Raw genomic sequence first — 23,648 nt, forward strand, 5'->3', positions numbered from 1 at the left:
AATAATGCTATTTAAAAATGTAATCTTGTTCAGTTTGCCTTGGGGTAGGCTATATCTTAGATATCGTAAGGTTAAGATCGAATCTTCTTACTTTGATTTTCTTAAATTTAAAATGGGATTTTGTAAAACATATTGGAAATTAGATAAAACGGCTAGGTGTTACAGTCCATTAGATATTTATGTTGGTATAAATTCTAGTATTGGTAGACCTTGTAACGAATTTAATAGTGGTGATAATGGGCGTATATTTATTGGAAATTATGTTCATTTGGCTTGTAATATTGGTATCCTGTCTGATGAACATAGCTTATATCATCAAGATAAATATGTGGGTAAAGATATTCTAATTGGTGACTATTCATGGATTGGCATGAATAGTGTTATATTGAAAGGTGTTAAACTTGGACCTCGAACTATTGTAGGTGCAGGTAGTGTTGTAACTAAAAGTTTTCCCGAAGGTTTTTGTGTTATCGCAGGAAATCCGGCTAAAGTAGTGAAGTATTTAGATAAAGATAAATTTATACCTTACAAATATGAAGAGGAATTTTATGGTTATATACCCAAAGAACAGTTTGAAAAAGTCAAGCATAAGTATTTAAGTAAAGAAATTATAGAAAAGATAGAAAATGGCATATTTCAGTTTTGAATAGCAGTTGTATAATAAATATTATTACAACACTTGTTTTTTTAGAATAAAGGTCCTTGTAAGTAAAAATAAGTTTCAAATTTTAATGGAAGATGATATTATGGATAAAGACGTTTTAATTGTAGGTGGTGATGGTATTAATATGTTAGGTCTTGTTAGAAGTTTTGGAGAAATGAATATAAAGCCGTATATAATTTGTATTTCTCCAAAATTATCCGTAGTTTCTGTTATGTATAGTAAATATGTGAAAAAAGTATATGTTGTAAAGACAAATGCTGATTGTATAGAGAAAATGATATCTTTGTTTAAGAATACAAAAAGTAAGCCTGCTGTATTTACAACAAGTGACCCTATAACGTATGCAATAGATCTTAAATATGATTTGTTAAGTCAATATTTTATTTTATCTAATATAAATAATAAACAAGGAGAAATAGTACAGTTTATGAATAAAGATAAAATGAGTAGATTGGCAGAGAAGTTTGGATTGAGAACTCCGGTATCTTTTATTATAAATCGAAATGATGATATAACTAAAGTGAATGTAAAATATCCTTGTATTACCAAATCGATATTAAGTGTATATGGAGGTAAAAGAGACGTGTTTATATGTAACAATGAAGTGGAACTTTTTGCTGCAGTAAAAGAGGCTAATAGTGACCAATTGCAAATTCAAGAATTTATAGACAAGAGTATGGAGCTAATTTTTTTTGGAGTAGCAAATAAAGAAGATATAATAATCCCTGGTGTCGCGAAGAGTCTAACTACAACGAATGGATTTTATAGTGGTTATGTACAATTAACTCCTATAACTGAACAGTATAATGAAATCATGATGAAGCAATTGGATTTTGTTCGTAGTTGTAATTATACTGGTCTTTTTTCCATAGAATACATCGTGGACAAAGAAGGTAATTGCTATTTTATGGAAATTAATATTCGTAATGATGGTTATACATATATTGTCAATGCCGCAGGAGTGAATTTACCATATATTTGTTTTCAGTCGCTTATTGGTAATATAAATATTGACATTCAAAAGGTTTGTACCAGAACCGTAGTAGCTTTAGAAGAGGACTTGGATTATTGTCAATCAGTAAAAACAAAAAAAATGTCATTTTTCAATTGGCTGAAAAGATTGAAAAATGCAGATGTATTATTGTTTTATAATTCACAGGATGTAGTGCCTGCTATATATTTTATATTTTTAAAAAGACTAACTAGCGTATATCATATGCTAAAATAAAATCAATGTGTTGGTTTTGATTTATATAATGAAGATCTTAGTATTATCAAGTCACACCTTCTCTTTATTCTGGTTTCGTATAGATATGATGAAATCGTTTATCCGATTAGGTCATGATGTTATTGCGGCAGGTCCTGACGATGAATCTTTGTGGAGAGCTAAATTTGAATCAATGAATATCAAATATGTTCAAATTGAAGTTTCCCGTAATGGCTTGAACCCATTGAATGATATAAAAACATTTCTGTGTTTGAATCGCTTGTTAAAGCAAGAAAAACCGGATAAGGTGTTTGCATATCAAGCTAAAACAATTGTTTATGGTTGTTTGGCAGCCAAGAAGAATAAGATAAAAGAAGTTTATCCAATGGTGGCAGGTTTGGGTTCAATTTTTAGAGGAACAGGAGTAAAGAATACATTAACGAAAATTGTGATGCAAACGTTATACCAATTGGCTTTTGCTTGTAGTGAAAATGTATTTTTTCAGAATAAGGATGATAGGAATGAATTGGTTCAACATCGCTTGTTGGATGAATCTAAAACGGTGTTGATAAATGGCTCGGGTGTGAATTTGGAGAAGTTTAAACCTTCGTCATTACCTGCAATTCCTACTTTTCTTTATATAGGACGTTTGATACGTGATAAAGGTATTATGGAATATTTGGATGCTTGTAAACAAATAAAAATTCACTATCCGGATGTCCGATGTTTATTGGTAGGACCTTTTGACAGTAATCCTTCTGCATTAAAGCCTGAGGAACTACAACCTTATATTGATAAAAATATTATCGAATATTATGGAGAACAATCGGATGTTCGGCCTTATATAGTTCAATGTAGTACTTATGTATTGCCTTCTTACCATGAGGGTACTCCTAAAACTGTATTAGAGTCAATGGCTATGGGAAGAGCTATTTTGACTTCGGATGCCCCTGGTTGTCGAGAAACGGTTATAGATGGGAAGAATGGTTTTTTAATTCCTGTAAAAGATGTTTCGACATTAGTACAGAAAATGAAGTTTATGATTTTACATCAGGATTTGAATGCTCAAATGGGTAAAGCGAGTTATGAGATAGCGGTAGATAAGTATGATGTGAAGAAGGTCAACCATTGTATTATGAAAACAATGAGACTTATAAAATGATAAATTATATATCTGGTTAATAGCTCTTTGTTGGATACGATATAGCGTCAATTCATGTTTTATGCTCTAATCTTTGTTCTATTGTTTGTGGTAGAACTAATTTATTTCCGTATTGCCAATCGGTGTAATATCATTGACAAGCCGAACCAACGTTCTTCCCATACCTGTATCACGTTACGGGGAGGCGGTATAATTTTTTATATCGGAATCTTGTTGTACACAATTATTTATGGCTTCCAGTATTTCTGGTTTTTCATAGGGCTTACATTGATTGCAGGTATTAGTTTTTGGGATGATGTTCATTCCGTACCTAATAGAGTACGATTGATATTCCATTTTATGGCCATGTTGTTGATGTTTTTACAATGGGGATTGTTTACTGGTTTTCCGTTGTGGTACATTTTAATTGCATTGGTGTTTTGTACAGGTATTATTAATGCTTATAACTTTATGGATGGAATCAATGGGATAACTGGGGGATATAGTTTGGTTGTGCTTGTGGCGTTGGTATATATTAATTCCCAGTTAGTGCGGTTTGTTCAGCCGGAGTTTGTTTATGTAGCGATTTTGTCTGTCTTGGTGTTTAATCTATTTAATTTCCGGACAGTGGCAAAATGTTTTGCAGGAGATGTAGGGGCGGTGTCAATAGCCTTCATTATTCTGTTTTTGTTGGGTAAACTGATTTTGCAAACGGGTGATTTAAGTTATATCATCTTATTGTCCGTATATGGGGTGGATAGTGTTTTTACAATTACACATCGCCTGATGTTGCGTGAGAATATTTTTGAGGCGCATCGAAAACATGCCTATCAATTGATGGCCAATGAATTGAAAATTCCTCATATTGTGGTAAGTGGATTTTATATGTTATTGCAAATGTCGATAACGATTATTTATTTGGCTCTGCCTGAATATCATAGTATATGTCTTGGAGGCGCGCTCTTGTTACTTGGAGGAATGTATATTTTGTTCATGAATAAGTATTTTGTATTACATGGAGCTTAGGCTCTGGATTTATAATGTGGTTTCTATCAGAAAACAGAGTCATTTTTAAAACACATGGAAAGTTTGATAACCTTGAAATAATTAATAACAGACTCAGATATAGGTCGTGTTATTTCAGTAACCTATACCTGAGTAATATCATCACCCCATAAACCATTTATAGAAACACCCCGCTCCCCCGAGTAGCATCATGCTGTATCCCGAAATTCCGAGCCAGTCGGCTTGCGGGCGGTTGTGGAGAGCGAGAGGACCGCTCCGATGCAGCTTACCGTTACTTCCGTCTCCCGCATCAGCAGGGAGAGGAGAGCCAGAAGGAGCAGGTAGAGGGCCAGGATTCGAGGGCGGATTGGTTGGATAGGGAGACGGGCAGGGGCAGTTATCCGCCGTTTTCTTCTTGCGTGGGAAGATAATCCGCGCAAGGACAGTAAGGAAATCGAGAATAGTTTCAAGGACTTTCATATTAGAAGATAAATAAAGGTGAATAAATTCGGGAAATAATATAATAGTTGACAGTTGACAAGTGACAGTTGACAGTTAAAGAAAAGACAGTAACGGAAGAAACAAAAACACTCGTCCGGACAAGAACCTCCTTTCTTATGTAATACCGACGCGAAGCAACTGTCAACTGTCAACTGTCACCTGATTTGTCAACCTGTTTACAGATTGATATCAACATTTTTCTGTATGCCTCCCTGTTGTCGCCATTCACTTCGCTGATGTATTTGCTGTAGGCGATTTCTTTGGCGAAGGCGGCAGGTTGGAAACTCATATCGGCGGCGCGTGGATAGGCATGGCGGATCAGGCGGGCATAATCCATGAAGGAAGAAGCCGGGTCAGGGTAGGCGCGGAACGAGAGGGAACCTTCGGATATCAGGGCTTTGGCGCCGTGCCACCAGACATTCGGTTTGCCGTATGCCGTGATGCCGAAAAAGTTATGATACTGTACGGCAAGGACACTCTGTCCCCAGCCCGTTTCGATAGCCGCCTGTGCGACAATCACCACCGGATTAATCCGGAAAGCCGCCCCCGCTTTTACGGCAAGGGGCAGGTATAAAGCAATGAATTCTTTTTTTAGCATAATGTTTTTTTTAGTTGACAAGTGACAAATCAATTGACAGTTGACGATTCAGTTGACAGTTGACAAGTGACAGTTGACAGTTGCTTCGCGTCAGTATTACATAAGAAAGAATATTCTTGTTCGGACGAGCATTTTTATTTTTCCCGTTACTGTCTTTTTCTTTAACTGTCAACTGTCACCTGTCAACTGTCAACTGATTTGTCAACTGTCACCTGTCAATTGACAAGTCAATTGACTAGAGTTCCTCCGGTTTGTCCCCATCACTCCCCCCTGAGTTGCCGGGGTCGGTGGCAGCGTCTTTTTTGGGGACGTAGCGTTCGAAGGAGGCGTTGTTTACCAGGTTTATCAACATGGTGCCGGGGTAGAAGACGATATGGGCGCGGTTGAAGAGAGAAGTGTTGAACTCGTCGATGGTTTTTGCACCTTTGCTACCCGCCACCATGCGAAAACTGCCGAACTCGCCCAGATGGACCGATTCGCCGTCGGAAAGCGCTTCGTTCATCACCTTGAGCAGACCGTCGAGCACGAGGAGGATTTCACCGCGGCTGGCGGTACAGTAGTTCTCGATACGGGTGCAGATTTTGTTGATCGTCAGCTTTTTCGTGATGCTGGTTTGCGCATGGTAAAGCGTATCGCCTTCGGCAGCATCCTTACTCATGTTTTGTCGCTTGACTAACGTGTAAACTAATGGCATAATTTTTAGAGTTTAAAGTGTAAGAATTTAAAGTTTGAAAATTAAGAATCGGGAATTAAAAACACGTGTATTAATTTGTACACAACAAAGATACGGCAGGCTAAAATCCCGGAGTCCGGTAGAGGCTGTTAGCGTCGATTACGAACCATTAATAGTTAAGAAAATAAACTACTTGAACCCCATTCCGAAACATAGGTGTTTTGCATTCAAAACATATATGTTTTAAAATCAAAACACCTATGTTTTGAAAACAGGAAAAAAAGAAAGAACGCCATATAATCGAAACAAAAAACAAATTTGTAATGAAAATAAACAACGATAAATATATGTTCGAAGATATCGGGCAATTCATTGGGATTTTAAAAAAAAGTAAATGCGATAACGGGAAGGCATTTGTCGTTTCCACAATTAAGAGACTATATAGAGCGTGAGGAGAATAGTGAAGATTTGCTCCTTTCACTCGTTTTGTTGTTCGGCAGCAAATCCGTTGGCAAATATAAATCATGGCATCCGTTGAAGCATCGTTTTTTTGAAACGTATAGCGATCAGATACATGCTTGCTGCGGATATGATACCGGTCGTCTGGAAATACAAAAAATAGAGTTGCCATCCCCCGGCCTGTTTCTCCATTATATGGGTGCGATGAGACGTTCCGGAATGATGGGCGATTGTTCGTATTCAATGCTTTCCGGTTATTTGGATTTGATATTTAATATGGGAAGTTCCGAAAGTACGGTTTTAAATAAGCTGAAAGAACAAAATCCCGAATTTGAATATCTTGCAGAGCAGATGAATGCGGAAAAAAAGAAGTTCAAAATACGTGAAGTGGAATTATAAGTAATTTATTAATAGTGTTATATGGCTTCTTTCTTTTGTTTTTATCCAAATAAAAATCCGCAAAAAACAGTTTTTTTTTAGTCGAAAACAAGCCCGATATTTGTGACATGGGATGAAAAAAATGTTTTCTGAAAAAAAACTTGAAAATCACGTATTATAAATAATTATAAGAGAATACTTACTTATATATTAAAGAGAAATTTCACGGGCAATGCCGTTTGCCTTTCACGCTATATTATAAATATATGTTTATCAGGAAGTTTCAGAAATCAAAGTCGTTTCATACCCCATTTCATTAAATTTAATCTATTAAAAATGAAAAATTCAACGAAAGAAAAGAGAGTGGCGGATTTTATGGGACAATCGTATGTCTGTATTCCCCGTAAAGTGTTGAGAATGCTGTTAGAAGGCAATAGTCGTGAGAAGAAAATAGGATTTGTCTATCTGTCATTATTGGCAAAGGCTTATTTTATTGATGGTTATGTCGTTTTGAACAAGCATCCTTATAGTTGCAGGCGTGGTGAATATGTAGGAACTTGCAAGCATTTGTCCTTGTGTACAGGTATGAGTCAGGCTTCTGTTTGCCGTATGTTGAAATGGCTGGTAAAGGAAGGCTTGGTGGAAATGTATCCTTTGGAAGATGGCAGTCGCATCCGTGTAAATGAGTACGATTTGTTGACGGTTTCGCGCGTAACCGGAAAAGTAAAAGATACTATGGCCCCTTCCCCGTTCAGCCGTTTTGCCGAAGCGGAACACCTGCTGGGCGGACGCAGTATGGAACGTGATTTGGCAGCCCTCGAGGCAGAAAGGGGGGAAGCATGAATACGGGGGAAATGATGCACGATGTATCCGTGGAAGATGTGGAAAAGGCATTGGTGTGCTGCATGATGGTGTCGGTGGAAGCTCCGGTGTTTGCCGAAGGCCGGTTGACAGGGGAGATGTTTTCCGATGCCTCGTTAGGGTTTGTTTATGAGGTGATTATGGGGCTTTACAAGAAAGGCATACAGCCGGATATGGTGTCGGTGGAAGCCGGGATGCGGCAGGCGGACGAGGCTCTCTGCAACAAGTTGGGCGGACTGTCGTTCCTGTTGCCTTACATGCTGAATGTGCGGCATGGCGGCAATGTGCCGTATTACGTGGAAGAGATGCGGCGGCAGTATAAGTTGCGCTCTCTGGCGATGCTGTTCAGTACGTTGGCATTCAAGGCCGGGAAAGTGTCTTCCCTGCCGGATGAGTTGGCTGAGGAGGCCGACCGCCTGTTGATGCAGTTCCGGCAGGATACGGCGGACGGGCTACCGGTACGCACGGTAGGAGAACTGGCGGTGGAAGCCGTCGAGTGGCACAACTGCCGCCTGAAAGGGAGCCGCGGGACGGAACAGGTGCAAAGTGGCCTTGCCGAGTTCGATTATGTGACCGGTGGCCTTCACAATGCCGAGCTGACGGTTGTTGCCGGACGTCCGAGCGACGGGAAAACGGCTGTCAGCCTCCAAATGGCATTGAATGCGGCACGTGCCGGGAAGTCGGTATGCTTCTTCAGCCTCGAGATGTCGAGCCTGCAAATGCTGAACCGCATCTTGGTGGGGATGACGGGGGTGAACCCGGATAGTTTGCGTGTCTGCAAACCTTCCGCCGGTGATATGACCTTGCTGGAAAAGGCGGCGGCGCAACTGAAGGATTTGCCTTTCTATCTCGATTATACGGCCGGTTCCACGGTGGAGGAAATCCGTGCGAAAGCCATGCTGCAACGCCGGTTGGACAAATGCGACCTGATTGTGGTGGACTACCTGCACCTTTTGGGCGGCGACCGCCAGCGGGGAGAGACGCAGGAGCAAATGGTGGGGCGCAACATCCGTGCACTCAAGCAACTTGCATTGGATGCGAATTGCCCGGTATTGGTTGTTTCGCAGATGAACCGTGCCTGCGAAACGCGTCCGGACAAGGCTTGTCTCCCGGTGATGAGCGACCTACGCGACTCCGGAACCATCGAACAGGTGGCGGATTGCGTGGCGTTTGTCTACCGTCCCGAACGGTATGGTATCACCCGCGACGAGAAGACGGGCCATAGCCTGGTCGGGGTCGGCAGGATTTATATATCGAAAAACCGTAACGGAGCGACCGGCATAGCCCGTTTCCGCTACAATTCATCCTTTACCCGTATCACGGATTATATCCAACCCGGTACGCAAACCAGTTTGATGCTATGACAAAACAAGAGATTAAAGCCCTGAAAGCCTCCCTGTCCATCGAGGAGGTAATCGGGCGCTATATAAAACTGACACGGACAGGACGCTGTCTGACAGGGCTTTGTCCCTTCCACGGCGACCGCCACCCCTCCCTCTCGGTCAACCCGGAAAAGGGCACTTTCATCTGCTATGCCTGTGGCGAAAAAGGGGATGCCATTCGTTTTGTGCAGAAGATGGAAGGACTGAGTTTTAGCGAAACGCTAAATCAGTTGACAGTTGACAGTGGACAATTGACAAATCAGTTGACAGTTGACAGTGGACAATTGACAGTTGAAGAAAAAGACAGTAACGGAAGAAACAAAAACGCTTGTCCGGACAAGAATACCCTTTCCCAAGTAAATACCGACGCGAAGCAACTGTCAACTGTCACTTGTCAACTGTCAACTGATTTGTCAACTGTTCTGAATTTCCTGACCCCTTGCGGTTCAGGAAATTCAGAACTCACCCCCGCCTGGCTGGATTTTGAGGTCGGGCAGTCGCCTTGCCGGATGGAGGGGAAGATGAAAGCCATGCGGAACCGCCTGGTGTTTCCGATACGGGATGAAGAAGGGGAGTTGGTGGGCTTTGCCGCACGGCGGTTGTCGGACGACAATCCGGATGTGCCGAAGTATATCAATACCTCGGCGGCGGACGGGTATAAGAAAGGGGAAACGCTTTACGGGCTTTACCGGGCGAAGGAGGCCATACGCCGTGAAGGATGTGTCTTTGTGGTGGAAGGCTATAAGGATGTGCTGGCGATGCATGCGGCAGGGTTCTGCAATACGGTGGCGCTAAGCGGTACGGCGCTTTGTGAAGGACAACTGATGTTGTTGAAGAAATACGCCATGCCGGTTTATTTGATGTTGGATGCCGACCGTGCCGGCCAACGGGCGGCGGCATCCATACTGGCATGCCTTGGCAGGGAGGGGATGGAGGCTATGAACCTGCTGTTGCCGGAGGGGGAGGATGCGGATTCCCTTTTCAGGAAGGCCGGTAAAGCCGGGTTTGTATCCGGAATAAACAAAATGCTACAGGAGGCACAGCCTACCGGCGAAGGTTTGCTGCTCCGCCGTATCCGCAAAGGCATCCGGTTGATAGCGGCAACGGCGGAACCGGAAGAGCGCGTCCGCCTACTGCGCCTGCTGGGAGAAGTAATCACAACGCTGGGGCGTCTGCCCGAAACGGTTTCCCGCCCGGCAACCATGGATTGGAGGTGGGTATGAACCGTTGGTTTGACGAGGAAAAGAAATGGAAAAGCCGCAGCCTCTCTTTCCGGAGGCTGGGGATGATGTATAGTCCCGATGTGACTCCCGCAGTGGCTTCCCGCCGGCTGAAACGGTGGATAATGACGAACCCGGAGTTGCCCGCCTTGTTGGCTGCAACCGGCTGGACACCTTCCCAACGGATACTGAATCCCCGGCAGGTATCCTGTATTGTGGAGGTGTTGGAAACGCCTTGATTTGAAATACGAACCGAATGGATATAATAAAAAGACGCTTTAAGCTACATTATTTCTGGATAGCCGGTTGCCTGCTGTTGCTGGCGCTGCCTTTGCGGGCGCAGTATGCGATGGGGACAACTGGCTTGTTGAACATCCCCTCGGCGGATATGCAACCGGACGGGACTTTTATGGCGGGGGCTAACTATCTGCCCCGGCAACTGTTGGCTGACGAATGGGGCTATAACACGGGAAATTATTTTGTGAATATGACCTTCCTGCCTTTCCTGGAAGTAGCTTACCGCTGTACGTTCCTCCGGGGAGAATTCAAGGATGGGAACAAACTGCAACAAGACCGTTCGGTATCCGTCCGCCTGCGCCCGCTGAAGGAAGGTACATGGTGGCCTTCGATAGCGGTCGGTTCCAACGACGTGTTTACAACGGGCAATCTGAACCCTTTTTCGGAGGAGAATGGGAACCGTTTCTTCTCATCTGTTTACGCCGTAGCCACGAAGCATTTGCTCTTGAACGGCCACGACATCGGATTTACATTCGGCGGGAATGTCCCTTTCCGCAAAGACAGTTATAAACAAGGGCTCTTTGGCGGCATCACATACAGCCCTGCGTTCCTGCCCCCTGTCCGGTTGATGGTGGAATACGACACGACGGACGCGGTGAATATAGGAGTTGCCGCACGGTTGTTCAACCATTTTTCACTGTATGCGTTTTGCCACGACTTTAAAGCGGTATCGGCAGGTGTGCGCTACGAAATCCAATTGATAAAAAGATGACACGGGTAGAATATTCGACGCGGATTAAAATTTTGACGCGGATTACGCGGAAAACGCGGATCAGGGAGAAGAATTTAAATAGAACGGATAAAGAATATATTTTTCTTAATCCGCGTTTTCCGCGTAATCCGCGTCAAAAAATCATTAGCGTCTGTCTTCTCCTGTTTATCAGCCTCTGCTTTCTCCCTTTCCGCGTAGAAGCAATTCCCGCGTCGGATGTGTCGGCCGTGTCGGAAGGTTTGGTGAAGCTGGGGATGGAAGATGTCCGCGTAGGCGAGGAGGGCGGTATCCTTCGTGTCGCGTATGAGGATAACGTCTACCGGGGCACGTACCGGGGACTGGCTGCGGTGGTATGGATGCTATCGGCAGACAGCAGCGTGAACTCGGCTGTCCATATCGTGGTGCTTGAGAACCGTATTCCCCAGATATCCGTCCGTATGCCTGAAGAAGCCATCGCGTCATACAGGGACGGAGTATCCGGCTGGCAGGAGCTTATAAACAGTCTCCAAATCAGTTATGCGACAGATGAAGATATGCAAATGTTAGGCCGCGTCAAAGCGGAGAACCGCTCTGACGGGAAAGTGGATTTCGTATTGTACCCGCAGGTGAGCCTGAATAATTCGTGGCTCGATAAGCTGTATGGGACGGTACTCAGTGTGGCTCCCGCAGTGGAGGTGGGGCTTTGGAAAGGCGCATCGTTTACCGGGCAGGTGATTTTTCCCGTTTGGAATAATATGGGTGGGGAGTACGACTATATCCGTGCCGGCATGCTGGTGTTCCGTCAGGAATACCGTTTCCCGCATAACCTGTTTGCTTCGTTCAGTATCGGCAACTTCAACGCCAATCGTATCGGTGCGAATGTTTCCCTGCTGTATCGCCCGGACAATGACCGGTGGGCCGTGGGCGTGGACGGAGGGGTGACGGGCTCCTCCACCTTCTATGGCGGCAAATGGGAAGTGTCGATGTGGAACCGAGTGAACGGTTCGGTCTTGCTGCGGTATAACGAACCCCGCTACCATTTGGAGTTTGACCTCCGGGGGGCACGGTATGTGTTTGGCGATTACGGGGTACGTCTAGACTGTACCCGCCATTTCGGGGAGGTTTCCGTAGGCCTGTATGCCATGTACACAGGCGGGAAGACGAACGGAGGCTTCCATTTTGCCATTCCGTTGCCCAGGCGCAAGCGGGGCAAACACCGGGCTTTCCGTATCCGTCTTCCCGAATATTTCGACTGGGAATACCAGGCACAGACCGGTAGCTATTATACCCGGCATTTAGGATGGACGTATGAGACGCGTCCCGACGAGAACCATAGCCGGAATTATTATAATCCGGAGTTTATCAAGGCAAAACTTATGACAGGTGACAATTGACAGGTGACAGTTGACAATTGACAGTTGACAATTGACAGGTGACAATTGACAGGTGACAAGTGACAGTTGACAGGTGATAGTTGATGGGAGAATTTCTTAATTAATATTTATTCATTTATTTAATTTACATGAGTATGAAAACAAAAAGTGTGCTGGTGGCAGGACTTTCTTTATGCCTGCTTGCCGCAATGAGTGTCGGAACGATGTCGTGCAAAAAAAGCGACCCGGTTCCTGAAGATGTAACGAACCCGCTTGACGAGGAAGTGTATTACATCACCGGTAAGGTGACGGAAGGCACGGCTGCCCTTTCAGGCGTATCGGTGAAGGTTTCCGGTGGTGAAGCCTCTACCGCAACCGACGGGACCTATACCCTTTCGGTAAAGAAGAAGGGCGATTACCAGGTCTCTTTTGAAAAGAGCGGTTATATTTCCGTATCCGGAAATGTGACTATTGCCTCCTCTGCCGCCAAACGCAGCAGTGTGGCCCTTTCACAGACATTGACAAAAGCCAATGCCCCGGTAACCGTAACAAAGGACGAAGCCGTAGAGATTCACAGCGGTGAATCCCAGGAAAAAAGCGTTACCACCTTGCAAGTTCCTGCCGGTGCGGTGAAAGAAGATGTTGCCGTAACCGTTACCGAGTATGTACCCGGTGCACAGAAAGCAACTTCTACCGCTATTGCCAGCCTTTCGACTATCAACTGCCAGCCTGACGGTTTGGTCTTTGAAAAGCCGGTGAAAGTATTGGTGAAGAACCCGACTAATCCGACCGTTCATTTTGAAAATGTGGCCCATTACAAAGAAGTAAACGGCGCATGGCAAAAACAGGGGCCTGCTTCGTATGACACGCAGTCCAATTCCTATGCGGTAGAGCTGACCGGTTTCTCCAACCACTCTTTCGGACCTACTTACACGATTGCATCTACCGGTACTTCTTCTGAGAAACTGGCTGACGTGGTAGTAGACAACTTGGGTGTGATGGAAGCCAAAGAAGCGGATGTAACAGGCAAACAGAAATTCGGCTGGCAAATCAACGGTGACCTGAAAGCGTTGCTTCAGAAGTCATTCCCGTCATTGAGCAGCGAAGACCAGGCTACGCTTGCCGCATCTATCGAAAGTGCCATTGCATCCTCCAAAGGCTCGAATGCAGGAGTGACGGAAGCAGCGCTTTCTTTAGGTAAGGCAAAAGTTAGCGGCGACACGAAGATGACTGTCTCCTTTACCGCCAAGGTTGCGGAAACAACCGGTACATTCAAGCTGAGCTACAACGGTTCACCTACCGACTTTGTGGTTCCGGTGAAGACCTACAATGGTGTGGATACGAAGATTACTTACGAACAAGGTAGCAGCCGTCCCGACCACTCAGGTGGAGGCGGAAACTAAAAGGTCTTGTAAGATGAATTATTTGAAATGGACAATGTTGTGCATGGCGGTGGTTTTCACCGCCTGCACTTCCCCTAAGAAAATCCTGTACCTACAGGATGTTCCGGTGTCGAGTGAGCAACAAATAGCGAACAAGTATGAAGTGAAAATCCATGCGGACGACCAACTTGCCATTATGGTGAACAGCAAAGAACCGGAAGTGGCAATCCCGTTCAATATGCCGATGGTGACGTACCAGTTGGGAACGACCGGGACCTATTCGGGGCAACAACGGGTACTCGGTTATCTGGTGGATACGGATGGTTATATCAATTTTCCAGTGCTGGGACGTATTCCGGTGGAGGGATTGACGCGTATGCAGCTGACCGACCTGATTCGTGAAAAACTGATCGCCGGGGATTTTATTAAAGACCCGATAGTGACGGTACAGTTCCTGAACTTTAAAGTATCTGTGATGGGAGAAGTAGCACGTCCGGGCAGTTTCAACATTACAGGCGACCGCATTACGCTTCTCGAAGCGTTGGGAATGGCAGGAGACTTGACCATCTACGGGAAACGTGACCGGGTGGCGGTGATCCGTGAAACGGACGGCGTACGTACCATCCGTTACCATGATTTGCGCTCGTCGGATATTTTTCTTTCACCTGATTATTATCTGCAACAAAATGACATTGTTTACGTGGAACCGAATAAAGCACGTGTGGGACAGAGTGAAATCAACCAGAATAATTCGGTGGGAGTATGGTTGTCGGCAGTATCGGTACTGGCCTCCCTCGTGTCACTGATAGTAACTCTCTCCAGATAAGTATAGAAGAATTTGTAAAAACGCACAAGAATATCGAATGGAACCGAATCAAGAAATAGATAACCAGTTACAACAGCAAGAGGAAGAAGGAATGAATTTAGGAGACATGGTTCGTATCGTACAGGCCAACTGGCATTGGTTTGCCCTGTCGGTTGTAGTCTGCCTGTCGGTTGCCGCTTTTTATCTCCAGTGGGCGCCGAAAGAATATATCCGTACGGCAACCGTCCTGATAAAAGACGATACGAAAGGGGCGGGGGAGGCTTCTGCCTTTTCAGACCTCGGGATGCTTAATATGAAAAGCAGCGTGGATAATGAGGTGCTGGTTTTCCAGTCGAAACAATTGATGCACAATGTTGTGAAGCGTCTGAACCTGGATGTAGGGTATACGGTGAAGCAAGGAATACGTACGGTGGAACTTTATACTGAGAGTCCTGTCCATCTGGAATTTCCGGATGCGGAACCGAATCAGCGGTTTGCCTTGGATGTAGTTCCTCTGGATGAAAACAAAGTGTCCTTGTCTGGTTTCGATGCCGGTTTGGTGGATGTGTCCGGGCCGGTTTCCGCAGTTTTGGGAGATACGGTACAGACTCCGGTCGGACGTGTGGTAGTGACGCCTACATTGTACTATACAAGCGAGTATATGGGGAAAACAATCTCTGTCAGCAAGAAAGACCGGGATGAAGTTGCCATTTATTTTAACGGGGCTTTGAAGGTGATGCTTGCCGGTAAGACAGCTACGATTATTAACCTGACTTTACAGGATGTTTCCATTCCCCGTGCGGAGGATGTGATTAATACCCTGATTGCTATTTATAATGAAGACGCGATAAACGACAAGAACCGGATTACGGTAAATACTTCCGAATTCATTAACGACCGCCTGATTATTATAGAGAAAGAATTGGGAAGCGTGGACTCCGATATTGAATCTTTCAAACGTGAGAACCGCCTGACGGATATTGTATCGGAAACCAGCATGTACCTGAAAGAGAGCAGCGATTACAATAAAGAAGGTTTAGGGCTGGAAAACCAGTTGACTCTGGCGCACTATATCCGCGATTATCTGGCTTCCCCCGCTAAAGAAGGGGAGCTTATTCCTGCTAATTCCGGTATTTCGGACATGAGTCTGGAATCGCAGATCGCGGAGTATAATACGATGTTGTTAAAGCGCGACCGCCTGATGTCGGAAAGCAGTGACCGCAATCCGGTGGTGATGAATCTGAACCAGTCGCTTATAGCCCTTCGCCAAACGATTATTCGTTCGGTGGACAACCTGATCGTGAACCTCGATATTCAGAATAGGAATATAAAGATGCGTGAAAGCCAGACGTCCAAGCGCATAGCGGCTGTTCCGGGGCAGCAAAAACAGGTGCTTAGCATAGAGCGCCAGCAGAAAATCAAAGAAGAGCTTTATTTGTATTTATTGAACAAACGGGAAGAGAATGCTTTGTCGCAGGCTATTACGGAGAGTAATGCCCGTATTATAGACCCTGCTTCGGGTAGCAAAAATCCGGTCGCTCCTAAGTCTATGATAGTGATGCTTGCTGCAATGCTGCTTGGCTGTATGCTGCCGGCAGGTGTATTGTGGTTGATGAATATTGTGGACACGAGGGTTCGTACCCGCAGGGATTTGGAGGAAAAGGTAACAATACCGTTCTTAGGTGAAATTCCGGAACGGGGGGAGCATAAAAGAGCTTTCTTTATTGGAAAGGAAAAGAAGAAGAAAGAAGAGAAAACCGAAATTGTTGTTCGTGACGGTGGTCGTGATGCTGTGTCCGAAGCCTTCCGTATTGTCCGTACAAATATGGATTTCATGCGTGTAAAGGCAAAGGACCTGAAAGTAGTAATGCTTACTTCTTTTAATCCGAATGCGGGTAAGACGTTTATATCCATGAACCTTGCGATGAGTTTTGCCCTGGCGAAAAAGAGGGTCGTCCTTGTCGACCTCGATATTCGTAAGGGTACCCTTAGTTCCCATGTTAGTGCCACTAACATGGGAATAACAAACTATTTATCCGGTAAAGTTGGGAACGTGAAGGATATTATCCGCAAGGGCGAACTTCATGAGAACCTCGACATCATCCATGCCGGTCCTGTTCCTCCGAATCCTGCCGAGTTATTGCTTAGTGACCGTCTGGATGAACTGGTTGCCGAACTGAAAGCGCATTATGATTATATCATCCTCGACAATGTCCCGGGAGGCGTGGTAGCCGATGCAGCCATCGTAAACCGGGTGGCGGACCTTACCATCTACATTATCCGTGCCGGCCTGTTCGACCGCCGGCAATTGCCCGAACTGGAACGTTTGTACCGGCAGGAGAAATTCCACAACCTTTGTTTGATTCTGAATGGGGTTCGTTACAAACGGAGCGGGTATGGATACGGTTATGGCTATGGCTACGGCTACGGATATGGTTACGGGTATGGTTATGGCAACGAACATGATAAGAACAGCCCTGTATAAGGGGGTACACTTCAAAAAGCTATTACTGAACGCTGACGACGCAGAATACGCAGACAAACGCAGATAATAATTAGAATAAATTAGTCTGCGTAAATCTGCGCTCTGTCTGCGTAGTCTGCGTTCCTAATATAGACTTTTGATATATTCATCCAAAAAAATATTTTATGTTCTCCTTGTTTTCACGAAAGCGAAATATCCTCGACACAGGCTTGTTAGCAAATAAGACGGACGTTCACTGCCACCTTTTACCCGGCGTGGACGATGGTGTCCGTACGGAAGCCGAAGCGGTTGCCTCGTTAAAGGCATTGAATGAAAGTGGTATCGCCCGTTTTGTGTTTACGCCCCATGTGATGGAGGAAATGCCTGATAATACGGCCCGGTATCTACAGCAAAGGTTTGAGGCTTTCCATATGCTTATTCCTTCCGGCATAGAGGTAAAGCTTGCAGCGGAATACATGCTCGATGTGCGTTTCCGTTCTCATCTGGAAATGGGGCTTTTATCTATGGGGGGACGTTCCGTTTTGGTGGAGACATCTTACCTCTCGGCCCCTCCGGATGTGGACGCCATGCTCTATGAGATTGCCCTTGCCGGATATACGCCTGTCATCGCCCATCCTGAGCGTTATGTGTATATGGAAGGTGAAGGATATAATAAATGGAAAGCAGTCGGTTGTGCGTTACAGCTGAATATGTTGTCGTTGGGAGGGTATTATGGGAAGTATGCTTATGAGATATCGCATAAACTATTGAAAAGGGGGATGTACGACTATACAGGGACAGACTTCCATAACCTGAAAAAGCATAATTGGGGGATGGAACATCTGCAACTTACTGCTTCAGAACAGAAGCAGGTGAGGGGGCTTTTAGAAAACAATGCTGCCTTGTGGTAGTCGGAAATTATTTTGATTTTTCACAAACAGTTTCTAAAAGATATCCAAAACCTTATATTTAAGTATACATAATACAAAAATTGATTTGGAACGTTTGGGATGTGATATCTCGAACGTTCCTTTTTTATATGTATTCCGGATGTAATATGGACGGGTTATTCGTCGTCGGTGTCGAAATCGAAATCGAAGTCGAAACCGTCGCCCATCTCATCCGGGCTGGTGAATTGTTCCAGTTCGCGGCGGTCTTTCTTGGTGGGACGGCCTAATCCGCGGGCACGGTCTACGAAACCGGAGATACGGTTCATTTCCAGGATTTCGTACTGGTCGGGAGTGGTTACGTTCTCCAGGAAATCGGGCACTAATTTAGCTCCCATACGGCGTTCGGTGAGCGCCAATACTTTGAAGGAAAAGGTAACGGGTGGTTTACGCACCTGGATGACGTCGCCTACCTTGATCATGCGGGAGGCTTTTACGTTGACACCACCGATCATGACACGGTTTTTCTTACATGCCTCGGCGGCGATGGTACGGGTTTTGAAGATGCGGGTTGCCCACATCCATTTGTCGATACGGACTTCGTTCATATTTTTCTCTGTCGGGGCGGGGTCTGCCCGCCCTATGGCGGATGATCCGTTGGGGCGGGGTTTGCCCGTCCTATCGCGGATGTTCCTGATGACCATAGGGGCGGGCGGACCCCGCCCTTACGTTTATTTGTTATTATATTGGTTCATTGTTATTTGGACACCGGCGAGGCAGAAGCTCTTGATGATTTCGATGGCGCGTTTCAGCTTCTCCGGCATTTGCTCCAGTTCTTCCGGGGGGAATTTACCGAGGACGTAATCGATTTGCCCGCCACGGGGGAAGTCGCTACCGATTCCGAAACGGAGGCGGCTGTACTCTTGGGTGCCTAATAGTTGCTGGATGTTTTTCAAGCCGTTGTGTCCGGCATCGCTGCCTTTGGGTTTCAGGCGGAGTGTACCGAAGGGGAGGGCAAGGTCGTCTACGACAACCAGCAGGTTTTCAACCGGGATATTTTCTTTTTGCAACCAGTAGCGGACAGCGTTTCCACTCAGGTTCATAAAGGTATTCGGCTTCAATAGGATGAGCTCGCAATTCTTCACGCGCATACGGGAGATTGCACCGTATCGTTCTTCGGTGAAAGGTGCGCCTCCGTCTTCAGCCAGCGCATTCACAACCCGGAAACCGATATTGTGACGGGTTCCCCAGTATTCGGAGCCGATATTTCCCAGTCCGGTTATCAGATATTTCATTATCAGTCGGTTTAAACGTAAAACGAATAATTCTGTTGCAAATTTACAAAAGAAAGGGAAGAATACTCTGCTGAATATTCTCCCCTTACAACACATATCGTGATAAATTCTTATTGTCCCTTAGCCTGAGCACCACGAGCGGCACGAGTCAACTGAACAGCGCAAACAACAGCGTTCTTAGCGTTCATCAGTTCAAGACCTTCGAAGTGAAGAGAACCAACCTGCATAGTTTTACCTAAGCCCAGGTGGTCTACATTGATCACTAATCTTTCAGGGATTGTATTGTAAAGAGCTTTTACTTTCAGTTTTCTCATCTGAAGTGTCAGCTTACCACCGGCTTTAACACCTTCTGCGTGACCTTCCAAAACAACAGGCACTTCCATTACTACCGGTTTGTTTTCAGATACTTCCAGGAAGTCGATGTGCATGATAGCGTCGCTTACCGGCTGGAACTGGATATCTTTCAGGATAGCCATTGTCTTTTTGCCGTCGATAGTCAGTTCGACAACGAAAATTTCCGGAGTGTAAACCAATTTACGAACGCCTTCAGTTGTAACGCTGAAGTGAGTTACTTTTTCGCCACCGTACAGAACAGCAGGGATTTCGTTGTTGCTACGCATTGCCTTCAAGGCTCTTTTCTGATCAGCAGAAGTAGCTGCTACTTCTCTTGTCTTTCCTTCTAATTGGAATGTTTTCATTTCTTTAATTTTTTGTGTTACTCAAAATTAGATACTTTGCTTTCTAATTTTCCCATCACACGGTACGGGGTTAAAAGCGGCGCAAAGGTAGGATTTTTTTTGTAATTATCAAATCATCTCCGGGATTAAATATCCTTTTTGCTTTAAAAGGGTTTCCGTCTGTTCCCATAACAGCCCTTGAACAGGGTGACGGAGGATACGTTTCGGGAGTTTCTTCTCTTTACAGTTTGCATAGCAATAGCCGCTCTTGCCCTCTACCTGTTCCGACAAAGCCAGATGGATGGCTGTTGCCGCTCCCTGTTCCGCAGTCTTGATAAACGGCCGGAAGAAGAGGTCGGTCAATGGGTCGAACCAGGCATTCATGGTAATCATTTTCGTGCTGACGATACCGGGGTCGGAGGCATTGACGAGGATGTTCCGTGCTTTCAGCCGTTCTGCCAGTTCGCGGGTGAACAGGAGCAGGGCGAGCTTGGTATTGCTGTAGACCGGGATACGCAGGAAGCGTCCGTTCTTGCCTTTTTCGAAAAAGTCCCTTTCTATTTTTCCGATGGCGTATGTACACGACACGGTGTTTACTATCCGGGCACCCGGTTGCATAAGGGGCAACAGGCAGCGGGTCAGTAAATAGGGGGCTACATAGTTCACGCTGACGATGGTTTCCAACCCGTCTTCCGTCCGGCGGACGGGGATTGTCAGGACACCTGCGTTGTTGTGCAGCCTGCTGACGGGGCGCCCTTCTTTTAAGATTTCTTGGGCGAATGTATAGGTAGAGGCGAGAGAGGCCAGGTTGATTTTCCGTACTTCTATATCGGGGTTGCCTGTTTCCTCTTTAATCCGGTCGCATACGGGTTGTGCGGTATCCGGGTTCTGGCATGCCATGATAACGGGATATCCTTCTTTTGCAAGGGCGGATGTGATAATCCGTCCCATTCCTCCGTCGGCACCGGTTATGATTGCAATTCCTTTTTCCATTTTTATTTATATTCCAGTTTTTCGATTTCTTTCAAGATACCTTTTGGCAGGTTCTTCATTTGTTTGTGGCATGCCATTTCGAGGCTGTACATCCGGGCGATGCAATAGTTGCTATGCCCGCAGTCGCAGCGTGCATGTTCGTCTTCCTTCATATGGTTGACGAATGCCGGGTCGTTCAACAGGGCACGTGCCATACTGACAAATTCGAATCCGTCGTTTAATACTTCGTCTATCTTTTCGCGGGATACCAAACCGCCTACGTATACCAGAGGCATTTTCAGGGCGGCACGGAATTTCAGGGCATCTTCCAGGAAATAGGCTTCCTTGAATGGTTCGGTGGGTATCATGAAGCGTCCCGCCATCCTCACTCCGACGGGCAACCAGCCGGCAGGCATGTAGTGGGTCATCGTGCGGATAGGCATGGCGCCGCGCATTACATACATAGGGGCTTTGCTTACGAAGCCGCCGCTCAGGATAAGGGCATGTGCGCCGCATTCGTCCTGCAGGGTACGTGCCACCTCGAGTGTTTCGTCTAACTCCATTCCTCCCTTGAAGCCGTCGCGCATATTCATTTTGACCAGTACGGCCATATCGGAACCGGCGGCTTTCATTACTTCGTCCATGCACATTTTCATGAAGCGCATACGGTTTTGCAGGCTGCCTCCGTATTCGTCTTTCCGGTGGTTGGTATAGGGCGAAAGGAACTGGCTGATAAGGTAACCGTGGCCGGCATGGATTTCCACAGCATCCATTCCTGCCTCGCGTGCCAACCGTACGGCGTTACCGAAGGCTTTGGGCATCGCCATTATTTCGGATTGTTTCATTCCACGGACAATCGTCGGCGAATAGATATTGAAACCGCTTGAAGCGGAGATGGGGGTACATCCGCAGATGCTTTTATGGGACATGTTGCCGCAATGGCCGAGCTGTACGGAGGCGGCAGCTCCTTCTTTATGGATGGCATCGGTGATGGCACGAAGGCCGGGGATGATTTCCTCGCGCATCCATAACTGGCGGTCGAAGGATAAGCCGCTGCGGGTTACGGCGGCATAGGCGAGGGTGGTCATGCCGATACCTCCTGCTGCTACGGATTTGTGGTAGTTATAGAGCATTTCCGAAGGGGCATTTCCTGGGCACATACTTTCGAATGCAGCGGCGCGTATGGTCCGGTTCCTGAGGGTGAGCGGGCCGATTGTTGCCGGTGTGAATAGCTTTGAGTTTGTATTCATGGGTTGTAGTTTTTTATAATATGGGGCAGGCGGACCCTGCCCGTACACGATTGAGATTCCATCGGGGCAGGGTCCGCCTGCCCTGTATTTTGATAAGATGCTTTTATAATTAGTAGATGAAAGGGATGATTCGTTTCCGTTTTCCCAATTCATTGCCGAACATCATTTTGTATTTATGATAGATTGTATTGGCACGGGGTACGAGGTTGGCAATGGTCCACCAGGCGAAGACTGCTCCGCTTGCGCTCCATGTCAGGATGGCAAAACCGCACCATTCGATGATTTCCCCGAAATAGTTGGCGGAGGTTACATAATTAAACATGCCTCCTTTAGGCAAATAATGGTTGGTATCGCCCGGTTTTCTTAAATGCCTTACGATATAGTCCGATTGTATGTTGATACCCATACCGGTGAAGAAAAGCAAGGTTCCGATGATGAATTGAGGGGTACTCAACCACTCATCGGTATACATACCGGCAGGTGCCAGGTGGAAGAGCCATTCTCCCTGCATATAGCCGTTCAACAGGTTGAAGGTGATACCCATCAGCATGATACCTGCAGGCATTTTACTGTTTCCTTTTATCAGAAGGGGGAAAATGAATGCCCGTTGCAGGTAATGCAATTCGAAGAGCAGGAAGAAGAGGAGAGGAGCTGTGTCGAATTGCCTGTCCGATGTACTCCATAACAGAAGCATTACGATAAAGACGGGAGCTTCCATGCATACCCATGCAATCCGGTTGGGAATGGGGTAACCCCATTTCTTGTCGAACAACATGCCGTAGCCGGCTTCCACAAAATATAAGGCTATAAAGACAATGGCAGCTATTGCTGCCATACTGATCAGGAAGATGGTGAAATATTCGTTTGTCATACTGGGATAAGATTTTATGGTTTCTGTTGGTATTGAATCGCTTTGCCCTGTACATATTTGAAGAATACAGCTTCTTTCATCTCTTCAAAAGTACAATCCAGCGCCCGGTTTGAAATACAAATGGGGGAACCGTAGTAATTTTGTTTGAGTTCGAGTGTCCTCTTTTTGCTGCGGGTAGGTTCCCTATTGATGTATTCCTGGGGATTGGATACTTTCAGCACGATATATTTGTATTTAAGGTTCTCGAGATCGTTTATGATTTTAATATCTTCAACATCTCTCCATAAAACCGTACCGATGCGGCAGCCGGTCGATATGTCATAGATGCCTTCTTCCGAGATATACATCGCTGTAAACTGTTCTTTTGCCAGAAGGTAAAAAGCCTTCAGGCAAAAGAAAGTGATAAGCAAAAGGAAAAATCCCAGCAACATGAAGACCAAACGCCCGTTTCCTATTTTGAGGTGGCTCGAGACGATAAGTCCCCCTATGCCAAAGAACAGGGAACCGATTGTAAACAGGAGCAAGCCTCTTTTTTTCTTGCCGCTTAGTTTGAATTTGATTACTGAAGATTTTTCCATAAAAGATACTCGTATTT

General features: G+C 45.7%; 25 protein-coding genes and 1 pseudogene. 16 read left to right on the top strand and 10 right to left on the bottom strand.

What is annotated here, in order from left to right; translation table 11 throughout:
* The first annotated feature begins 4 nt into the window (after positions 1 to 4).
* From ACGE0T_RS05040 to ACGE0T_RS05055, 4 genes are all read left to right on the top strand, one after another.
* Positions 5 to 646 (top strand): acyltransferase, encoded by a 642-nt coding sequence (locus tag ACGE0T_RS05040; protein WP_459189447.1) that lies wholly within the window; start codon positions 5 to 7, stop codon positions 644 to 646.
* An 85-nt stretch (positions 647 to 731) separates the two neighbouring features.
* Positions 732 to 1,892, top strand: a complete 1,161-nt coding sequence (locus ACGE0T_RS05045; RefSeq protein WP_459189448.1) for an ATP-grasp domain-containing protein — start codon at positions 732 to 734, stop codon at positions 1,890 to 1,892.
* A gap of 28 nt (positions 1,893 to 1,920) precedes the next feature.
* Positions 1,921 to 3,033 carry a glycosyltransferase family 4 protein gene (locus ACGE0T_RS05050; protein WP_459189449.1) on the top strand — a complete coding sequence of 371 codons (1,113 nt, stop codon included), beginning with the start codon at positions 1,921 to 1,923 and terminating at the stop codon, positions 3,031 to 3,033.
* Between the two features lie 54 nt (positions 3,034 to 3,087).
* Entirely contained in the window at positions 3,088 to 4,038 is a 951-nt protein-coding gene (locus ACGE0T_RS05055) for an MraY family glycosyltransferase (protein ID WP_459189450.1), read from the top strand.
* Between the two features lie 628 nt (positions 4,039 to 4,666).
* Here ACGE0T_RS05055 and ACGE0T_RS05060 read toward each other — a convergent pair.
* Both ACGE0T_RS05060 and ACGE0T_RS05065 read right to left on the bottom strand, forming a co-directional pair.
* Positions 4,667 to 5,116: a glucosaminidase domain-containing protein gene (locus ACGE0T_RS05060; protein WP_459189451.1), complete on the bottom strand. Its 450-nt coding sequence runs from the start codon at positions 5,114 to 5,116 to the stop codon at positions 4,667 to 4,669.
* Positions 5,117 to 5,351: 235 nt separating this feature from the next.
* The gene (locus ACGE0T_RS05065; protein ID WP_459189452.1) at positions 5,352 to 5,810 is read right to left on the bottom strand and encodes an HU family DNA-binding protein; all 459 of its coding nucleotides are present in this window, start codon (positions 5,808 to 5,810) and stop codon (positions 5,352 to 5,354) included.
* Between the two features lie 393 nt (positions 5,811 to 6,203).
* On the opposite strand from ACGE0T_RS05065, the gene ACGE0T_RS05070 reads away from it, so the two are divergent.
* The 3 genes and pseudogenes from ACGE0T_RS05070 to ACGE0T_RS05080 all read left to right on the top strand — a co-directional run.
* Positions 6,204 to 6,647 (top strand): hypothetical protein, encoded by a 444-nt coding sequence (locus ACGE0T_RS05070; protein ID WP_459189453.1) that lies wholly within the window; start codon positions 6,204 to 6,206, stop codon positions 6,645 to 6,647.
* Positions 6,648 to 6,962: 315 nt separating this feature from the next.
* The gene (locus ACGE0T_RS05075; protein WP_459189454.1) at positions 6,963 to 7,469 is read left to right on the top strand and encodes a MarR family transcriptional regulator; all 507 of its coding nucleotides are present in this window, start codon (positions 6,963 to 6,965) and stop codon (positions 7,467 to 7,469) included.
* A 65-nt stretch (positions 7,470 to 7,534) separates the two neighbouring features.
* Positions 7,535 to 7,735: pseudogene (locus tag ACGE0T_RS05080) on the top strand (DnaB-like helicase N-terminal domain-containing protein); the annotation flags it as partial.
* A gap of 44 nt (positions 7,736 to 7,779) precedes the next feature.
* On the opposite strand, the gene ACGE0T_RS05085 reads toward ACGE0T_RS05080, so the two are convergent.
* Positions 7,780 to 7,992: a hypothetical protein gene (locus tag ACGE0T_RS05085; protein ID WP_459190531.1), complete on the bottom strand. Its 213-nt coding sequence runs from the start codon at positions 7,990 to 7,992 to the stop codon at positions 7,780 to 7,782.
* 34 nt (positions 7,993 to 8,026) lie between these two features.
* Here ACGE0T_RS05085 and ACGE0T_RS05090 point away from each other — a divergent pair, with 34 nt between their 5' ends.
* The 9 genes from ACGE0T_RS05090 (at position 8,027) to ACGE0T_RS05130 (ending at position 18,012) form a co-directional block, all read left to right on the top strand.
* Complete coding sequence (locus ACGE0T_RS05090) at positions 8,027 to 8,851, top strand: DnaB helicase C-terminal domain-containing protein (RefSeq protein WP_459190420.1); 825 nt, start codon at positions 8,027 to 8,029, stop codon at positions 8,849 to 8,851.
* A complete protein-coding gene (locus tag ACGE0T_RS05095; protein WP_459189455.1) occupies positions 8,848 to 10,092 on the top strand; it encodes a DNA primase in 1,245 nt (414 codons plus the stop codon). The genes ACGE0T_RS05090 and ACGE0T_RS05095 overlap by 4 nt, the downstream gene beginning before the upstream one ends.
* Positions 10,089 to 10,328, top strand: a complete 240-nt coding sequence (locus tag ACGE0T_RS05100; protein ID WP_459189456.1) for a DUF4248 domain-containing protein — start codon at positions 10,089 to 10,091, stop codon at positions 10,326 to 10,328. The genes ACGE0T_RS05095 and ACGE0T_RS05100 overlap by 4 nt, the downstream gene beginning before the upstream one ends.
* Before the next feature lie 17 nt (positions 10,329 to 10,345).
* Positions 10,346 to 11,098: a YjbH domain-containing protein gene (locus ACGE0T_RS05105; protein WP_459189457.1), complete on the top strand. Its 753-nt coding sequence runs from the start codon at positions 10,346 to 10,348 to the stop codon at positions 11,096 to 11,098.
* On the top strand, positions 11,095 to 12,471 hold the full coding sequence (locus ACGE0T_RS05110) for a YjbH domain-containing protein (protein WP_459189458.1): 1,377 nt from the start codon (positions 11,095 to 11,097) through the stop codon (positions 12,469 to 12,471). Before ACGE0T_RS05105 ends, ACGE0T_RS05110 begins: the two co-directional genes overlap by 4 nt.
* A 134-nt stretch (positions 12,472 to 12,605) precedes the next feature.
* Complete coding sequence (locus tag ACGE0T_RS05115; protein WP_459189459.1) at positions 12,606 to 13,853, top strand: peptidase associated/transthyretin-like domain-containing protein; 1,248 nt, start codon at positions 12,606 to 12,608, stop codon at positions 13,851 to 13,853.
* Positions 13,854 to 13,866: 13 nt separating this feature from the next.
* Entirely contained in the window at positions 13,867 to 14,658 is a 792-nt protein-coding gene (locus ACGE0T_RS05120) for a polysaccharide biosynthesis/export family protein (RefSeq protein ID WP_459189460.1), read from the top strand.
* Between the two features lie 37 nt (positions 14,659 to 14,695).
* Positions 14,696 to 17,122, top strand: coding sequence for a GumC family protein (locus ACGE0T_RS05125; protein ID WP_459189461.1), 2,427 nt, complete (start codon positions 14,696 to 14,698; stop codon positions 17,120 to 17,122).
* 164 nt (positions 17,123 to 17,286) lie between these two features.
* The gene (locus ACGE0T_RS05130; RefSeq protein WP_459189462.1) at positions 17,287 to 18,012 is read left to right on the top strand and encodes a tyrosine-protein phosphatase; all 726 of its coding nucleotides are present in this window, start codon (positions 17,287 to 17,289) and stop codon (positions 18,010 to 18,012) included.
* Between the two features lie 155 nt (positions 18,013 to 18,167).
* On the opposite strand, the gene ACGE0T_RS05135 is transcribed toward ACGE0T_RS05130, so the two are convergent.
* The 7 genes from ACGE0T_RS05135 to ACGE0T_RS05165 form a co-directional block, all read right to left on the bottom strand.
* Positions 18,168 to 18,596, bottom strand: a complete 429-nt coding sequence (locus ACGE0T_RS05135) for an RNA-binding S4 domain-containing protein (RefSeq protein ID WP_459189463.1) — start codon at positions 18,594 to 18,596, stop codon at positions 18,168 to 18,170.
* Positions 18,597 to 18,719: 123 nt separating this feature from the next.
* The gene (gene pth / locus ACGE0T_RS05140) at positions 18,720 to 19,283 is read right to left on the bottom strand and encodes an aminoacyl-tRNA hydrolase (RefSeq protein ID WP_459189464.1); all 564 of its coding nucleotides are present in this window, start codon (positions 19,281 to 19,283) and stop codon (positions 18,720 to 18,722) included.
* Between the two features lie 110 nt (positions 19,284 to 19,393).
* Positions 19,394 to 19,981, bottom strand: coding sequence for a 50S ribosomal protein L25/general stress protein Ctc (locus tag ACGE0T_RS05145; protein WP_459189465.1), 588 nt, complete (start codon positions 19,979 to 19,981; stop codon positions 19,394 to 19,396).
* A 108-nt stretch (positions 19,982 to 20,089) separates the two neighbouring features.
* The gene (locus ACGE0T_RS05150) at positions 20,090 to 20,953 is read right to left on the bottom strand and encodes an SDR family oxidoreductase (RefSeq protein WP_459189466.1); all 864 of its coding nucleotides are present in this window, start codon (positions 20,951 to 20,953) and stop codon (positions 20,090 to 20,092) included.
* A 2-nt stretch (positions 20,954 to 20,955) separates the two neighbouring features.
* Positions 20,956 to 22,182 carry an NADH:flavin oxidoreductase gene (locus ACGE0T_RS05155; RefSeq protein WP_459189467.1) on the bottom strand — a complete coding sequence of 409 codons (1,227 nt, stop codon included), beginning with the start codon at positions 22,180 to 22,182 and terminating at the stop codon, positions 20,956 to 20,958.
* Positions 22,183 to 22,291: 109 nt separating this feature from the next.
* On the bottom strand, positions 22,292 to 23,053 hold the full coding sequence (locus tag ACGE0T_RS05160) for a DUF1295 domain-containing protein (RefSeq protein WP_459189468.1): 762 nt from the start codon (positions 23,051 to 23,053) through the stop codon (positions 22,292 to 22,294).
* Between the two features lie 14 nt (positions 23,054 to 23,067).
* Complete coding sequence (locus tag ACGE0T_RS05165) at positions 23,068 to 23,631, bottom strand: STM3941 family protein (RefSeq protein WP_459189469.1); 564 nt, start codon at positions 23,629 to 23,631, stop codon at positions 23,068 to 23,070.
* Positions 23,632 to 23,648: the final 17 nt, after the last annotated feature.

Source organism: Parabacteroides sp. APC149_11_2_Y6 (assembly GCF_054506995.1).

Coding starts and splice junctions, on each gene's coding strand:
- ACGE0T_RS05040 (WP_459189447.1), top strand. CDS start 5: ATGCTATTTAAAAATGTAATCTTGTTCAGTTTGCCTTGGGGTAGGCTA.
- ACGE0T_RS05045 (WP_459189448.1), top strand. CDS start 732: ATGGAAGATGATATTATGGATAAAGACGTTTTAATTGTAGGTGGTGAT.
- ACGE0T_RS05050 (WP_459189449.1), top strand. CDS start 1,921: ATGAAGATCTTAGTATTATCAAGTCACACCTTCTCTTTATTCTGGTTT.
- ACGE0T_RS05055 (WP_459189450.1), top strand. CDS start 3,088: ATGTTTTATGCTCTAATCTTTGTTCTATTGTTTGTGGTAGAACTAATT.
- ACGE0T_RS05060 (WP_459189451.1), bottom strand. CDS start 5,116: ATGCTAAAAAAAGAATTCATTGCTTTATACCTGCCCCTTGCCGTAAAA.
- ACGE0T_RS05065 (WP_459189452.1), bottom strand. CDS start 5,810: ATGCCATTAGTTTACACGTTAGTCAAGCGACAAAACATGAGTAAGGAT.
- ACGE0T_RS05075 (WP_459189454.1), top strand. CDS start 6,963: ATGAAAAATTCAACGAAAGAAAAGAGAGTGGCGGATTTTATGGGACAA.
- ACGE0T_RS05095 (WP_459189455.1), top strand. CDS start 8,848: ATGACAAAACAAGAGATTAAAGCCCTGAAAGCCTCCCTGTCCATCGAG.
- ACGE0T_RS05100 (WP_459189456.1), top strand. CDS start 10,089: ATGAACCGTTGGTTTGACGAGGAAAAGAAATGGAAAAGCCGCAGCCTC.
- ACGE0T_RS05105 (WP_459189457.1), top strand. CDS start 10,346: ATGGATATAATAAAAAGACGCTTTAAGCTACATTATTTCTGGATAGCC.
- ACGE0T_RS05110 (WP_459189458.1), top strand. CDS start 11,095: ATGACACGGGTAGAATATTCGACGCGGATTAAAATTTTGACGCGGATT.
- ACGE0T_RS05115 (WP_459189459.1), top strand. CDS start 12,606: ATGAAAACAAAAAGTGTGCTGGTGGCAGGACTTTCTTTATGCCTGCTT.
- ACGE0T_RS05120 (WP_459189460.1), top strand. CDS start 13,867: ATGAATTATTTGAAATGGACAATGTTGTGCATGGCGGTGGTTTTCACC.
- ACGE0T_RS05125 (WP_459189461.1), top strand. CDS start 14,696: ATGGAACCGAATCAAGAAATAGATAACCAGTTACAACAGCAAGAGGAA.
- ACGE0T_RS05130 (WP_459189462.1), top strand. CDS start 17,287: ATGTTCTCCTTGTTTTCACGAAAGCGAAATATCCTCGACACAGGCTTG.
- ACGE0T_RS05135 (WP_459189463.1), bottom strand. CDS start 18,596: ATGAACGAAGTCCGTATCGACAAATGGATGTGGGCAACCCGCATCTTC.
- pth (WP_459189464.1), bottom strand. CDS start 19,283: ATGAAATATCTGATAACCGGACTGGGAAATATCGGCTCCGAATACTGG.
- ACGE0T_RS05145 (WP_459189465.1), bottom strand. CDS start 19,981: ATGAAAACATTCCAATTAGAAGGAAAGACAAGAGAAGTAGCAGCTACT.
- ACGE0T_RS05150 (WP_459189466.1), bottom strand. CDS start 20,953: ATGGAAAAAGGAATTGCAATCATAACCGGTGCCGACGGAGGAATGGGA.
- ACGE0T_RS05155 (WP_459189467.1), bottom strand. CDS start 22,182: ATGAATACAAACTCAAAGCTATTCACACCGGCAACAATCGGCCCGCTC.
- ACGE0T_RS05160 (WP_459189468.1), bottom strand. CDS start 23,053: ATGACAAACGAATATTTCACCATCTTCCTGATCAGTATGGCAGCAATA.
- ACGE0T_RS05165 (WP_459189469.1), bottom strand. CDS start 23,631: ATGGAAAAATCTTCAGTAATCAAATTCAAACTAAGCGGCAAGAAAAAA.